At 69.2% G+C, this 14,163-nt stretch carries 15 protein-coding genes and 1 pseudogene; 8 read left to right on the top strand and 8 right to left on the bottom strand.

Annotated features, from left to right (window positions below; translation table 11 throughout):
• Position 1: 1 nt before the first annotated feature.
• Entirely contained in the window at positions 2-1,030 is a 1,029-nt protein-coding gene (locus tag BK819_RS01540) for an iron chelate uptake ABC transporter family permease subunit (RefSeq protein WP_071327604.1), read from the top strand.
• Entirely contained in the window at positions 1,027-1,782 is a 756-nt protein-coding gene (locus BK819_RS01535) for an ABC transporter ATP-binding protein (RefSeq protein ID WP_071327603.1), read from the top strand. The genes BK819_RS01540 and BK819_RS01535 overlap by 4 nt, the downstream gene beginning before the upstream one ends.
• On the opposite strand, the gene BK819_RS16455 is transcribed toward BK819_RS01535, so the two are convergent.
• Together BK819_RS16455 and BK819_RS16450 are read right to left on the bottom strand one after the other, a co-directional pair.
• A complete protein-coding gene (locus BK819_RS16455) occupies positions 1,776-1,943 on the bottom strand; it encodes a hypothetical protein (protein WP_177173778.1) in 168 nt (55 codons plus the stop codon). The two genes, BK819_RS01535 and BK819_RS16455, sit on opposite strands and share 7 nt — an antisense overlap.
• A gap of 177 nt (positions 1,944-2,120) precedes the next feature.
• Positions 2,121-2,585: a hypothetical protein gene (locus BK819_RS16450; RefSeq protein ID WP_143049220.1), complete on the bottom strand. Its 465-nt coding sequence runs from the start codon at positions 2,583-2,585 to the stop codon at positions 2,121-2,123.
• Between the two features lie 61 nt (positions 2,586-2,646).
• Between BK819_RS16450 and BK819_RS17090 the strand changes: the two are divergent.
• Positions 2,647-2,940 (top strand): annotated as a pseudogene (locus BK819_RS17090) (recombinase family protein); the annotation flags it as partial.
• A gap of 286 nt (positions 2,941-3,226) precedes the next feature.
• On the opposite strand, the gene BK819_RS01520 reads toward BK819_RS17090, so the two are convergent.
• The 5 genes from BK819_RS01520 to BK819_RS01495 form a co-directional block, all read right to left on the bottom strand.
• Complete coding sequence (locus BK819_RS01520) at positions 3,227-3,799, bottom strand: hypothetical protein (RefSeq protein WP_071327600.1); 573 nt, start codon at positions 3,797-3,799, stop codon at positions 3,227-3,229.
• Positions 3,800-3,845: 46 nt separating this feature from the next.
• On the bottom strand, positions 3,846-4,829 hold the full coding sequence (locus BK819_RS01515; RefSeq protein WP_071327599.1) for a hypothetical protein: 984 nt from the start codon (positions 4,827-4,829) through the stop codon (positions 3,846-3,848).
• A gap of 286 nt (positions 4,830-5,115) precedes the next feature.
• Positions 5,116-5,313, bottom strand: a complete 198-nt coding sequence (locus BK819_RS01505) for a hypothetical protein (RefSeq protein WP_025104487.1) — start codon at positions 5,311-5,313, stop codon at positions 5,116-5,118.
• A gap of 38 nt (positions 5,314-5,351) precedes the next feature.
• Positions 5,352-6,311, bottom strand: a complete 960-nt coding sequence (locus BK819_RS01500) for a DNA-3-methyladenine glycosylase (protein WP_071327597.1) — start codon at positions 6,309-6,311, stop codon at positions 5,352-5,354.
• Positions 6,312-6,365: 54 nt separating this feature from the next.
• Positions 6,366-7,079 (bottom strand): winged helix-turn-helix domain-containing protein, encoded by a 714-nt coding sequence (locus BK819_RS01495; protein ID WP_071327596.1) that lies wholly within the window; start codon positions 7,077-7,079, stop codon positions 6,366-6,368.
• 330 nt (positions 7,080-7,409) lie between these two features.
• Between BK819_RS01495 and BK819_RS01490 the strand changes: the two genes are divergently transcribed.
• From BK819_RS01490 to BK819_RS01475, 4 genes are all read left to right on the top strand, one after another.
• A complete protein-coding gene (locus tag BK819_RS01490) occupies positions 7,410-7,718 on the top strand; it encodes a GNAT family N-acetyltransferase (protein WP_071327595.1) in 309 nt (102 codons plus the stop codon).
• A 52-nt stretch (positions 7,719-7,770) separates the two neighbouring features.
• Positions 7,771-8,253 carry a DIP1984 family protein gene (locus BK819_RS01485; RefSeq protein WP_071327594.1) on the top strand — a complete coding sequence of 161 codons (483 nt, stop codon included), beginning with the start codon at positions 7,771-7,773 and terminating at the stop codon, positions 8,251-8,253.
• A gap of 254 nt (positions 8,254-8,507) precedes the next feature.
• Positions 8,508-9,677 carry an exonuclease SbcCD subunit D gene (locus BK819_RS01480; RefSeq protein WP_071327593.1) on the top strand — a complete coding sequence of 390 codons (1,170 nt, stop codon included), beginning with the start codon at positions 8,508-8,510 and terminating at the stop codon, positions 9,675-9,677.
• Positions 9,677-12,670 carry an AAA family ATPase gene (locus tag BK819_RS01475; protein ID WP_071327592.1) on the top strand — a complete coding sequence of 998 codons (2,994 nt, stop codon included), beginning with the start codon at positions 9,677-9,679 and terminating at the stop codon, positions 12,668-12,670. The genes BK819_RS01480 and BK819_RS01475 overlap by 1 nt, the downstream gene beginning before the upstream one ends.
• A 2-nt stretch (positions 12,671-12,672) precedes the next feature.
• On the opposite strand, the gene BK819_RS01470 is transcribed toward BK819_RS01475, so the two are convergent.
• Positions 12,673-13,230 (bottom strand): nucleoside phosphorylase, encoded by a 558-nt coding sequence (locus tag BK819_RS01470; protein WP_071328054.1) that lies wholly within the window; start codon positions 13,228-13,230, stop codon positions 12,673-12,675.
• 108 nt (positions 13,231-13,338) lie between these two features.
• Here BK819_RS01470 and nadE point away from each other — a divergent pair, with 108 nt between their 5' ends.
• On the top strand, positions 13,339-14,157 hold the full coding sequence (gene nadE, locus BK819_RS01465) for an ammonia-dependent NAD(+) synthetase (RefSeq protein ID WP_071327591.1): 819 nt from the start codon (positions 13,339-13,341) through the stop codon (positions 14,155-14,157).
• Positions 14,158-14,163: the final 6 nt, after the last annotated feature.

The raw sequence follows: 14,163 nt of genomic DNA, 5'->3' as shown, positions 1-14,163 counted from the left end.
GATGACGGCGACCAGGGCCCAGCGGACGGCGCGGTCGGCCGGGGCGTTCACGACTCCGCGGGCGCGCCGCCGCTACATCGTCGTGCTGGTGGTGCTCGGCGTGATCGCGCTCGGTTCCGCCTTCGGTCTCCTCGCCTGGGACAACCCTCTCCCCATCGGCACCCCCGGCTTCTGGCGCATCGCGCAGCACCGCGCGACCGCCGTGGTCGTGATGGCGCTCGTCGCGGTCGCCCAGGCCGTCGCCACGGTGAGCTTCCAGACGGTCACGAACAACCGGATCATCACTCCCTCGATCATGGGTTTCGAGTCGTTGTACCGCGTCGTCCAGACCACGACCGTGTACCTGTTCGGGGTCGCGGGGTTGGTGGCGATCCAGGGAGTCGGCCAGTTCGCGCTTCAGGTGCTCATCATGGTCGGGCTCGCCGTCGTCCTCTACGGGTGGCTGCTCTCGGGCCGGTACGGCAACCTCCAGATCATGCTGCTCGTGGGCATCGTGATCGGAGGAGGTCTCGGGGCGATCGCCACCTTCATGCAGCGGCTGCTCACCCCCAGCGAGTTCGATGTGCTCGCCGCCCGGCTGTTCGGCAACGTCTCCAACGCCGATCCCTCGTACCTCCCGCTCGCGATCCCGCTCGTGATCGCGGCCTCGACCCTCCTGTGGCTGCGGTCCCGCCGGTTGAACGTCCTCGCGCTCGGCCCCGACGCCGCGCGGTCGCTGGGGCTCGACCACCGCCGGGAGCAGTTCCTCGTCCTGACGCTCGTCGCCGTGCTGATGGCCACCTCCACCGCCCTGGTCGGGCCGATGACCTTCCTCGGCTTCCTCGTGGCGACGCTCGCCTACCAGTTCGCCGACACGCACGACCATCGGCTGATCTTCCCCGTCGCCGTCTTCACCGCGTTCTCGATCCTGGCGGGGGCGTACTTCGTCATGAAGAACGTCTTTTACGCGCAGGGCATGGTCTCGATCCTCATCGAGATCGTGGGCGGCACCGTGTTCCTCATCGTCATCCTCCGAAAGGGCAGACTGTGATCGCACTCGACGGCGTCCGCCGTGACTACAGCAGCGAGGTGGCGATCGGCCCCGTCGACCTCCGTATCCCGACCGGCGGGATCACGGCCCTCATCGGGCCGAACGGTGCCGGCAAATCGACGCTCCTGACCATGATCGGCCGGCTGAACGGGATGGACGCCGGAGCCATCGAGATCGCGGGGCTCGACGTCGCCTCGACGAAGTCGAAGGATCTGGCCAAGGTGGTCTCGATCCTCCGCCAGGAGAACCACTTCGTGACCAGGCTCACGGTGCGGCAGCTCGTGGGTTTCGGCCGCTTCCCGCACTCCCAGGGCCGGTTGACGAGGGCCGACGAGGAGGTCATCAGCCAGGCGATCGACTTCCTCGATCTGGGGGCGCTCGAGGGGCGCTACCTCGACGAGCTCTCCGGCGGGCAGCGGCAGCGGGCCTACGTGGCCATGGTCCTCGCGCAGGACACGGAGTTCGTGTTGCTGGACGAGCCCCTCAACAACCTCGACATGCGGCACGCCGTGCAGATGATGAAGCACCTGCGGCGCGCGGCAGAAGAGCTGGGGCGGACGATCGTCATCGTGCTGCACGATATCAATTTCGCCGGACACTACGCCGACCACATCTGCGCCATGAAGGACGGCCGGGTGGTGGAGTTCGGCACCCCGGCCGAGATCATGACGGACGACGTGCTGAGCCGCGTGTTCGACACCCCGGTGCAGGTCGTGGAGGGACCTTCCGGCCCCCTCGCCGTATACTACTGACCCGACCCGACGATCCGAGGGGCCACGAGGTCGTCGTTCTCCACGATCACAGCGGCATGCCGTTCCGGGGCGTCCTCTCGCAGGTAGTTCCGCTGACCCTCGACGTAGCGACGGTTGCTCGCCGCCTCCGGGTCCGGATCCGAGCCGTCGTGTCGTGCCATGCGCGCGGCGGAGACTCTCGCTTCCGGCGCCTTGATATGCGGCACTCCACCCCAAGAGATCGGCCTGAGTTCGAACGGCGGAGACACCGAGAGCGGTCTCGGAGAGGGCCAGAAACCAGAGGTAGCACCGCCTCGTATCCGGTGCTCGCGGTACGACCCTCAAATGCGGTTATGGGCTCAGAGCGCTCCGGCTATGGCTGCGAAGATCCAGGAAACGGCGACTGTCACAAGCGCCCCTCCGAAGAACCCAAGAATGGCAAGCCAGATCGCTAGCCGTCGATCAGTCCGTCGCTCCGTCGACCTGTCGGCTTGCTCGCGCTCGGCATACTCACTCAGGGCGTCCTTGACAGCGTCAGCGACATCCTGCGGTGAAATTGGCCGCTGGACTTTGACAGTGAAGAAATCCTTGATGCCGACTTCATCTGGAATCTCAATCATCACATCTGAAGCTGGGCCTTCGTTGGGGCCCGGTTCGCCGATCGTCTCAGATACGTGGCGCGCGATCAGTTCGGAGCGCGCGATCGCGTCTTTCTCCGCCAACTGCGCGGCGCGCTGCGCCCGTCGAGCACCGAAAGCAGAAACTGCCGAACCAATTCCCGCTGTAACGAACGCCGCCACGATGGGTACAAGGAAATCATCCACGACATCATCATTGCGGAAGTAGCCTTACCGATGCGATCGGGTACCTCCTGTCTCGACTGTCCGGCAGGACTGCGATATCGACGTGCAAAGAGAAGTGATTGAGCGCGAGCGGAGCGCCGCGGCTGGACGGTCCATCACATCGTTGGCCAGGGCAAAAGCGCCCGCTCACCCCGCCGTTCAACAGGCTCTAACTCTCCTAGCCTCGGAGCAGTACGGCACTTTCATCATGGCGAACCTCGATTGGTTGTCTCGGTCCGTCGTGGACTTCGGCTACATCCTGCGAACTGCGAAAAAGCAGGGTTGGAGTCTGATTGCCCTTGACCTCGGCATCGACATGACAAGGGTGATTGGGTAACTCGTCGCCGGGATCCTCATGCTAGTAGCCGAGTTGGAGGCGAAGATCATCGGAGAACGGACCAAAGCTCCCGCCGTAGCCAAAAGGAGCGCGGTATCGTTCCCGGACCTGTGTACGTTGTCGCTGCCGAGGTCGCGAAGCAGGTAGTCGCCAGGCACGCGGGCGGGCTGACCTTCAAGCGATCGGAGACGATCTCAGTTCAGCCGGCGTCGCGTCGCCGAAAGGAGGTCGGTGATATCCGACGAGCGTGCGACGCTGCGTAATTGCCCGACGTATGCCTCGTGGGTTATCGCGGCGGAGGAGTATCTCCGATGACATCGGTCGTGCGTACGGTCTTCTCCGCTCGCTCGTGATCTTCGTCTTCAGAATCTACGATCCCTGCGAGCCCTGCCAGTAGACAGGTGAGTCGGATTGCAGCATGGGCCGTGGCCAGGAGGCAAACCTCAAGCACCCACATGCCCGGTTCCGCGCCGAAACCGACCACGATCATCGCGGACACCAGCGCTCCAAATGCTCCGGTGAATGAGCTCAGCACGACCGAAATCCAGTTGGCTCGTAGGCGTCGCGAGCCTTTGCGTCGCAGTAGCCGGAACCTGTCGTTCTCGCTCCCCAAGCCGAAAACGACAACGACGCCTGCGAAGCCGCCAACCATGGCGCTGACGCCCGCGACACCAAGCGCGAGAGCAGTCAGCGTTCCCTGCACATCCCCAGCGGAGGTGTTCGCGAGGGCAGCCGCAACGTTCAGGGCCGTCCACGATTGTGAGGCGTAAAAGTGCGCCACAACCAGACCAACAATGAAGGCGCTGACGAACAAGGGGTAGTTGGCGAACCAGCCGCCAACCGCTCTAAGCAACTTCACGATCCTCTCCTTCCGAAGAGACCGAGGCTACGCCGAGGCTCCGACACTAGCTTTCGTCGCCGTCCCCGATCGCGATCTTTGCGGTTCCGCTGGTGCCAGCGGCTTGGAAGCCGACAGTGGAGCCGCCCTTGGTGAATTCAGTGATCGCCTGTCCCACCGCAGTCAGGATCGCTTCGTCTGTCGCGCGTTGACCCGCGGCGGTGTGGAACGTCACGTTCTTGGTGATTCGGTCCTTAAAGATGCTGCGCTCATCGTCGCGTACTAAGCGACCCTCATCGTCGATGTCTGCGAGTTTGACCTTGGCGTTCGAGCTGAAGGTGTTCCGTACAACCCAGAGGGCTCCCTTCCGGAGTGCATCTCGCACTGGGCCTGTGCCGCCTGAGCGATCGAGCGACCAGCGGAAGACCATCCGAGCCTCTTCGAGGGACTGATGCTGCGCATTGCGGAACGCATCGCCGACTGGTCCGCCTCCAGTTGCCGGAACGCTGACCCCTGCGTCCACGTGGACCTCGAGCATAACCGCGCCGTCAGCGCTCATGATCTTCTTCAACACGTCGGGATCGATCACGGGCACGAGTTCCAGCGAGTAGCCCTTACCTGCCAGTCCCAGCACGAGCGTGAGCCATCGGGAAATCGTCTCCGAGCGAGTTCCCTGGACGGCAGGGCTCATGACTGCGACCCGGCCATGGGTGCCGAACGGAACGAGGAAGGTTGGTTCCGAGACACGATCATCTGGGTCGTCGAAGTCCAACGGCTCCACGTCGCCGTTGGAGAGATTCGAGCGATTGAGCTGCTCGGCTAGATCTCGGATGCGCTCAATCTGAAGGTGCGGCAGCGCTGGCTTCTTGGGTGATACAGCGCGACCGAAGTAGTCGACTTCAAAGACTTTTCCGCTGCGTGCGGTGAGATCCCATTTGGCGAACGCGCCGATCACCGACAACCAGAAATCCGGTTCTACGCTCTTGCGTATATCTTTATCGTCGATGAGTACGGTGTCGTAGAAGCGCACAGTCTTCTTAATCGTCGCCATTGATGCTCCCCTCCGGCGAGACCCAGAATAGGGGGCGAACGTCGGATCAAGGGTGATCTGCTAGCTAGATCGCGCTCGCGTGTCGCCCGTTCTGGCCTCCGCGGTGGCGGCCCGTCTGCCCCCGTCGGCTAGGCGAGTCGTGGCTTCGAACACCGTCTTCCCCGAACTGTCCACGCCGTCGATGCCGACGAACACGTTGCGGCGGAGGCCCTCGGGCGACGGAATGCCCGAGGTCACTTCGGAGAGGACAGCTCGCCGGTCGGCGCTGGACTGCCGCTCCACGGCGTCAGAGCTCGACGCCATGGTCCTCGTCGTTCACGCCCGCGTTGTGACCGCGGCGGGACTCGTAGCCGAGGAACCAGCCGAACCACACGATCGCGGCGAGCAGCACGCCCAGCCAGACGTTCTGGAAGATGAGGCCGAGGACGACACCGGCGATCAGCAGGCCGACCGTGACGAAGATGCGCAGGGCGGTACGGGACATGCGCTCAGCATACGTCGGCCGCTGCGGGAACGGGCTGGTCAGCGTCGGCGGTGCTCTTCCGGGGCGAGCCGGGGTCCGCGCCGCGCCTCGGCGACGCCGCTCGCGAAGATGAGCCGGATGACGCGCTGCCGGTGGCCGGCCCAGGGTGCGAGCAGTTCGACCATGCCGGCATCGTCCGTGCGGTGCCCGGTCAGGGCATGCCCGACCTCGTGCGCCAGATGGTAATCGCCCACGCTGACGGCATCGGGGTCGCCCAGCGCGCGGATCCGGGTCTCCGCGGCGGTCCAGACCCCGACTCCGGGCAGGCTCGTGAGCACGCGGTCACGGTCAGCGCCGGTCGTGGCCGCTCGGACGGCAGCGGCGATGCGATCGCCGCGCTCTGCGGCCCGCACGATGGTCTTCGACTGCGGCGGCTCCACGCCGGCGCGATGCCATGCCCAGGAAGGGATGCGTCGCCACTGCGCCGCCGTGGGAGCGACGGCCATCGGTCGCGGCGTCGGCCCCGGTGCCGGGTCGCCGTAGCGCGAGACGAGGTACCTCCAGGCGCCGAAGGCCTGCATGGAGGTGACCTTCTGCTCGAGGATGCCGCAGGCCAGGGCATCGAAGACCTCGTCCGTGCGCGCGAGCCGGATGCCGGGGTGTCGCCGGGCTGCCTCGGCGATGAGGGGGTGCAGGGAGGGATCGAAGCCGGTCGGGTCGTCGCCGGCGCCGCACAGCGCCGGCACGAGGGCGAGGGCGTGCTCGGCGCCCGGACCCCAGGCGGTCGCCTTGACCTCGTTCCCCGACATCCGCAGCGCCAATGTCGACGGACCCTGTGGCGTGCGGACCGCGCGCCAGATGACCGGGCCGTCGAAGACCGTCGTCGGATCGGTGCCGCCGCGACGCAGCATGCCGACGGTGCGCCGGAGATCGAGCGGGTGCGGCGGGCGGTACGTCGTCTCCCGCGGGACATCCGCGCGGACGGCGCCCGCCGTCGCGGGGGCGGCGGCGAGGGTCATGCGCCCACCCTACGCGCGACTCCTGACACAGGCCTCCGGGCTGAGCAGAGCGGGTCAGAAGCGGTCGGGCGACGGGGTTCCGTGGCCGTAGCGGATGACGACGTCGGCATGACGGTCGAAGCGGTAGCCGATGCCGCGCACGGTACGGACGATGTCCTCGTAGCGGCCGAGCTTCGCCCGCAGTCGCCGCACGTGCACGTCGATCGTGCGCTCGCCCGGGGTCTCGTCGTCCTGGGCCTGCCACAGGGCGGCGACGAGTTCGCTGCGCTCGATCGTGCGCCCCTCGCGGAGGACGAGGTACTGCAGCAGCTCGAACTCCTTGTAGGTGAAGGCGGCGGACTCGCCGTCGATGAGCACGCGCTTGCGGGAGATGTCGACGGTGACGCCGGACTCCTCGGGCGTGGTCTCCTCCTCGGCGGCGGCCTTGGTGCGGGCGATCGCGCCGGGCTCCTGCAGGGCGAGACGCACGACGTCCAGGTCTCGGCCGCCGGAGCCGTGCGGGGCGAGGGCGACGGTGGCGTGGGTCTCGGCGCCGGGCGCGAGCTCGGCCAGCGTGCGGCGGAGGGCGTCGACGAGCAGCGGGAGGCTCACACCGGCTTCGGCGGCCTTGATCTCGTCCAGGCCGACGTACAGGGCGAAGCCGCGGGGCGAGCGGACGGCGGGGAGGTCGGCGCCGGCCGGGGCCAGCGGAGTCGACGACTCGGCGGGTCGGACGGTGCGGTTCGGGGCGGTGACGGCGGGACGCTCGAGAAGGGCGGAGTTCGACATGATGATGGGTCCTCAGGACGTGAGCCCGACGGGAGGGGGCTCGGATGCGTTGCACGAATGACCGGCGGAGCCGGGGAAGCGAGCACGGGTGTGTGCTCGGGACGCTGCTCTCGCAGATGGCGAGGAGTCAGGTCAGGCGAGGTGGCTGTTCGTTCAGCGACACATTCGGCAACACATGTCAACGCGACCGGGCATCATCATCCCGGCAGTCCCGTTCGCCTCCTGGGCGGACAAAGGGCGTGCGTTGATGGTCATGGGGGGATTATGTCCGATCGTGACGGGACATGTCAAAACGCCCGGGCGCGTCGCAAGAGGCGTAACGTGACACGGATGACGATCTCGCACACCGTCGGCGGCTTCATCCTGACCGACGAGAAGGACGCATCGCGGTACACCCTCACGCGCGACGGGAAGCTCGTCAGCGTGCTCGACTACCGGGACGACGGCCAAACGGTCGCGCTCACCCGGGCCTATACGGTCCCGGCATTCCGCGGAAACGGGTATGCCGGGAAGGTTGTCGAGGGGGCCGTGGCCGACATCGCGGAGCGCGGCGACCGCAAGGTGGACGCCGTCTGCTGGTACGTGGCGGAGTGGTTCGCCGCGCACCCCGAGCAGTCGGGCCTTCTCCGCACGCGCTGACCTTCGGCCTGTATGACGAACTGTTACGGCCGCCGCCTGCGAGGATGAGGGCATGAGACTCGCCGAAGCCCTCGCCGCCCGCGCCGACCTGCAGCGCCGCATCGAGCAGCTGCGGGCGCGCATCGTCGCGAACGCCCGGTATCAGGAGGGTGAGGAGCCCGCCGAGGATGCGGCGGCGCTGATCGAAGAGGCGGAGGGCGCGTTGACCCGGCTGCAGAGCCTGATCCGACGCATCAACGCGACGAACGCCCGCCTCGACCTCGGCGCGGACGGGACGATGACCGATGCGCTCGCCGCGCGGGACGTGCTGCGCCTGCGCCATGCCGTGCTCACGGACGCGGCGGCCGCGGCCTCGGGGGCGAGCGAGCAGTACCTGCGCCAGATGCGCTCGGAGCTGCGGCAGGTGTCGGCGCTGCCCGTCGCCGCGCTGCGTGCGCGGGCGGATGCGGTCGCCCAGGAGCTCCGAGAGCTCGACAACCGGATCCAGCAGGCGAACTGGTCGCACGACCTCGAGGAGGAGAGCGGAAGTCGGTAGTCGCGGCGGAGCGGGCACAACCCTCAGCCGGCGGGGCAAGCCGGCCCCTGTGGGCGGAGGGCAGCCCTGATCTCGCATCGCGCAGCCCCGCACGCCGCACAGGTGAAGGTGCACAGCGCATCTCGCATCACCACGTGCCGGTCGCCGCGACGAGGGTGGGTCAGGGGACCTTCCGCTTCCTCCTCGTGCCTCGGGAGACGGCGCTCCCGGCACGCCTCGGAGGGAATGTCCGAGGGTCTTCGTACCGTGGGGGTATGCGGATCCTGCACACCTCGGACTGGCACATCGGCCGGACGTTCCATGGCAACTCGACCATGGATGCGCTGGCCGAGGTGCTCGCCGCCCTGACCTCGCAGGTCAGGGAGCACGAGGTCGACGTCGTGATCGTCGCGGGCGACGTGTTCGACTCCGCCACGCCCTCGGCCGCCGCGTACACGCTGCTGGGCGACGCCCTCGTCGGTCTCCACGAGACGGGTGCGCGGGTGGTCGTCACCAGCGGGAACCACGATTCGGCCGCGCGGCTGGGGTTCCAGGCCCGGCTGCTGCGCGACGGCATCCACGTGCTCACCGACCCCCTCGCGGTCGGTACCCCCGTCACGATCGACGACGCCCACGGTCCGGTGCACTTCTTCGGGATTCCGTATCTGGAGCCCGCGATCGTCCGTCAGCATTGGCCGGAGGGCGACGCCGAGGGACGGCAGCTGCGCACGCAGGCGCAGACCATGACGCACGCCATGACCCTCGTCCGCGCAGGCATGCAGAAGCACGCAGGCCGTGCGGTCGCGATCGCCCACTGCTTCGCCGCGGGAGTGGAGCCGACGGAGGGTCTGGAGCGCGAGGTGCGACAGGGCGGTCTCGACGTCGTGCCGCTCCGGGCGTTCGACGGCCCCGACTACGTCGCACTGGGTCATATCCACGGTCGTCAGCAGGTGAGCGAGCGGGTGCGATACGCCGGCGCTCCGCTGCACTACAGCTTCGGCGAGCAGCAGAAGCCGCGCGGCTCCTGGCTCGTCGACCTCGACGCCGACGGACTCGCGGGCGTCGAGTGGCTGGAGCTGCCGGTTCCGCGGCGCCTGGTCACTCTGACCGGCACCTTCGAGGAGATCCTCTCCGCAGAGAACATCGCCGCGCACGACGACGCCTGGGTGTGCGCCGTCTACACCGACGCCGTACCGCAGACCGAGCCCACGCGTCGGCTCCGCGAGGCGTACCCGCACTGCGCCATGGTGCTCCATCAGCCCGCGGTGGTCGCGGGCATGCAGGAGCGCTCGTACGGTGAGCGGCTGCGCTCCGCGGTGACCGATGCCGAGCGGATCGAGGCGTTCCTCGAGCACGTGCGCGCCGGCCAGGGAGCCACCGAGGTCGAACGCGAGCTGATCCGTGAGGTGCTCGACGACCGGGTCCGCGCGGAAGCCCTCGTCTAGTGCGGCTGCATCGTCTGGAGGTCGAGGGCTTCGGGCCCTTCCGTGCGCGGCAGACCGTGGACTTCGACGCCTTCGCCGACGACGGGATCTTCCTCATCGCCGGCCGCACCGGAGCGGGGAAGTCGAGCATCCTCGATGCGGTCTGCTTCGGGCTGTACGGCGGGGTGCCGCGGTACGACGGCGGGGAGAAGAGGCTCCGCAGCGACCACAGCGAACCGGACGACCCCTCCGAGGTGGTCGTCGAGTTCAGCACGCCGTCTGGCCGCTACCGGGTCACGCGGTCCCCTGAATACCTCCGGCCGGCCCGACGGGGCGGAGGCCTGACGAAGCAGGCGGCGGCGGTCTCCCTGGAGGAGCTCACGGGTGACGGCTGGGTCGGCCGCGCGGCGCGGGCGGTCGACGTGGCGCACGAGCTCGACGACATCCTCCAGCTCAGCCGCGAGCAGTTCCTGCAGGTGATCCTGCTGGCCCAGAACCGGTTTTCGGAGTTCCTGCTCGCAGGCAGCAGGGACCGGCAGGCGCTGCTGCGCCGGCTCTTCGGCACCGAGCGTTTCGAAGACGTGCAGGCCCGGTTCGACGAGCGGCGGCGCCACGCCGAGCAGAGTCTCGGGGCGCGTCTCGCCACGGTGTCCGCCCGGCTGGACGAGGCCGAGCGCCTCGTGGCGGATGCCGACCTCGGGCGCGATGCCGGCGACGCCGACGGCGAGGTCGGACCGGAGGTGCCGGGGGGGAGCGTCACGACGGCCGATCGCCTGGCCGAGCTGGAACGGGCGCAGGCTCGCGCTGCGTACCGGGCGGAACGGCGCGCTGCCGAGCGCCAGGAGGCGGAGAAGCGGTTCGAGGCCGCCGATGCTGTTCTGGCCGCCGCACGGGAGGATCAGCGTGCCCAGAGCGAGCGGGACCGTGCCCGTGCGACGATGGCGCGCCTGGACGCCGAGGAGGAAGCCATCGCCGAGGCGAAGGCGGAGCTCGCCAGGGCGCGGGCGGCCGAGGTGCTGCGGTCCTCGATCACCGCGGCCGACCGTGCCGGGACGGCGGCTGATGACGCGGTGGCTGCGGAGAAGCGCGCACGGGCGGACTGGGATCAGCTCGGTGTCGAGACCGACGACCTCGATGCGTGGATCGCCGACCGGACACGGGCATCCGGGGTCTGGGAGCGCGCCGTCGCGCTGGAGGCCGAGACGCCGCGCCGCGCCGCCGAGCGCGTCACCGCAGAAGAGGCCGTCGCCGCCGCCGAGCGCCGGTGCGCCGACGGCGAGGCGGAGCGCGCGGCGCTGCCCGGACGGATCGCCGCCGTCACCGCGGAGCGGGACGACGCCCGTCGGCTCGGCGACCGGCTCCCCGCCATGGAGAGCGCGCGCGTCGCTGCCGAGCTCCGCCGGGAGGCGGCGGAAGAGGCGGCACGTCTGCAGCAGGAGTGCGCCGCGGCCGACCGGGTCCTCGCCGAGGCGACGTCCGCGCAGGCCGCCGCGCAGTCGGCTCTGGCCGATCTGCGTCAGCGCCGGATCGACGGCATGGCCGGCGAGCTGGCGTCCGCTCTGATCGAGGATCACCCCTGCCCGGTGTGCGGGGCGCGGGAGCATCCGACGCCGGCAGACCACAGCGCCGCGGTCTCCGTGGAGGATATCGCGGCTGCGGAGACCCGGAGGGACGAGGCGGCGCGCCGCGAGCAGCAGGCGAGCTCGACCTGCACGTCGCTGCAGGTCGAGCTCGCTGCGGCTCTGGCGCGCGCGGACGGACGAGACGTCGAGACGGCGAAGGCCGAGCTCGATGCCGCCGTGGCCGCCGAGAAGGAGGCGCTCGCCGCGGCCGAGGCAGCGGGGCTGCGCGACGGCGAGCTCGTCGAACTCGGCGCCCAGCAGAGCGCGCTCGAGGAGCGGCGCGTCCAGGACGAGGCGGCCCTCGCCGAAGCCCGCGAGCAGCTCGCCCTGGTCGTCCAGCGCGACGAGGCCGCCCGTACGGCGATCGACGAGGCGCGAGGGAGCTACGCGTCGGTGGCTGAGCGCCTGACGGAGGCCACCACCCACCTCGCCGTCGCACGCCGCCTCCTCGACGCCGAAGCCGAACGGGCGCGGAGGCAGCAGGCGGCCGCGGAGGCGGCTGCCGAGAGGGATGCCGCCCTCGACGCCTCCGAGTTCTCTGACGTCGAGGCCGCCACCGCGGCGCTGCGTCCGCCGGCGGTGCAGACGGAGCTGGACGAGCGGGTGACGACGCACGCGGTGCAGCGCGAGAAGGAGCGCGCCCTCCTCTTCGACCTCGAGCTGCGGACGCTGCCCGAGGAGCCCATCGACCTCGCGCCGGTCGAGCAGGCCGCCCGCGAGGCCAGGGCGGCGTGGTCGACGGCCGTCGACGAGGCCACCAGGGCGGCGGGCGACGCGGTGCGGCTGGCCGGCCTCATCGACGCCGCGAAGGACGAGCACGCCCGCACGGCGGAGGATGCCGCGGAGTTCGAGGTGCTCCAGGCTCTCGCGGACACGATCGCCGGACGCGGAGCGAACACCCGCAAGATGACGTTGGAGACCTTCGTGCTGGCGGCGGAGCTCGAGGAGATCGTCGACGCCGCGAACCGCCGGCTCCACGACATGTCCGAAGGACGCTACCGTCTGCAGCACTCCGATGCGCTGGCTGCGCGCGGTGCCGCCTCCGGACTGGGCATCGTGGTCGCCGACGCCTTCACCGGGCAGACCCGTCCGCCGCAGTCCCTCTCGGGCGGCGAGACCTTCCTCACCTCCCTCGCTCTCGCCCTCGGTCTGGCCGAGGTCGTGACGGCCCGCGCCGGAGGCATCCGCCTGGACACGCTCTTCATCGACGAGGGTTTCGGTTCCCTCGACGGCGACACGCTCGACGTCGCGATGCGCACGCTCGACGAGCTGCGGCAGGGCGGCCGCACGGTCGGCGTCATCAGCCACGTCGAGGCCATGCAGGAGCAGATCCCCGCGCAGCTCACGGTCCGTGCGCTGCCGAACGGACCGAGCGTCATCGAGACGCGCTGAGGTCAGACCCCGTACTCGGTGCGGATCACCTCGCGCAGCTCGATGCTGCACCGCGCGATGGCCTCGCGGAAGTCGGCCAGGGCGCCGTCCTCCGCCTGATCGGAGACGGCGCGGAACGCCCGGATGGGCACGCCGAACTGCCCCGCCACCCAGATGTAGGCGTAGGTCTCCATGTCCACCAGCGCCGCACCCATCGGCCGGATCACGGCGGTGACCTCGGCGTCGTTCACGAAGTGGTCACCCGTGGCGATCACGACGCCCTCGCGGCCCGTGGTCACCTGCGGCGGAAGCGAGACATGCCGTCCGACGACGCCGTCCAGGTCGATCACGTCGTGCTGAACAGCGGTCGCGATCTCGTGTACCGCGTACGCACGCCCCTTCTCGATGGAACCCGCGGTGCCGACGACGACGACCTCGTCGTAGCTCTTCGCGTCCAGGGCACGAGTCAGCGCGTACGTCGCCGGCAGCTTCCCCGGGCCCGTGACAAGGCGGTCGAAGCCGTCGAGCTCCTCGGGGAAGGCGGACAGTTCGGACTCGAGGGCGGCGACGAGGAGCTTCACCGTCACAGTCTGTCAGGTCGCCGCTGGATAGCTCGTCCGCGCGGTGGCGTGATCCGCACGAAACACGGAAGGGGGATACTGGAGCCGAACCGATGAGCGGAGGACAACGTGTCGTTGCAGAAGCAGATCGCGGAAGACCTGGGCGCCCGGCCCGACATCGATCCCGAAGCGGAGGTGGAGCGTCGCGTCGGCTTCCTCGCGGACTATCTGCGCACGACCGGCGCGAAGGGCTTCGTCCTCGGCATCTCCGGCGGACAGGACTCGACGCTCGCGGGGCGCCTCGCCCAGCTCGCAGTGGAGCGCGTGCGTGCCGAGGGCGGGGAGGCGACCTTCCTCGCCGTCCGCCTGCCCTATCGCGTCCAGCACGACGCCGACGACGCCCAGGCCGCGCTGGACTTCATCGCGCCGGACTCCTCGATCGAGGTGAACATCCAGAACGGCGTCGAGGGCGTCGAGAAGGACATCGAGTCCGCCGTCTCCAGCGACATCTCCGATTTCAACCGCGGCAACATCAAGGCGCGCCTCCGCATGGTCACGCAGTACGCGCTCGCCGGGCATGAGGGGCTGATCGTCATCGGCACCGACCACGCCGCCGAAGCCCTCACCGGGTTCTACACGAAGTTCGGCGACGGAGCGGCTGACGTCCTCCCGCTGGCCGGACTCACGAAGCGACAGGGGCGCGCCCTGCTCCAGTTCCTCGACGCTCCGGAGCGCTTGGCCTTCAAGGTCCCCACTGCCGACCTCCTCGACGACCAGCCGGGGCGCACGGACGAGGACGAGCTGGGGCTGACGTACGAGCAGATCGACGATTTCCTCGAGGGGCGGGAGGTCGACCCCGAGGTTGCCGGCCGTATCGAGGCGCGGTACCTCGCGACCCAGCACAAGCGTCATCTCCCGGTGACCCCCGACGACACCTGGTGGCGCTGACCGCGA

The organism is Microbacterium sp. LCT-H2 (assembly GCF_001866135.1).
GTDB lineage: Bacteria > Actinomycetota > Actinomycetes > Actinomycetales > Microbacteriaceae > Microbacterium.
Note: the sequence above shows the minus strand (reverse complement) of the source record. Positions and strands in the feature narration are given on the sequence as shown.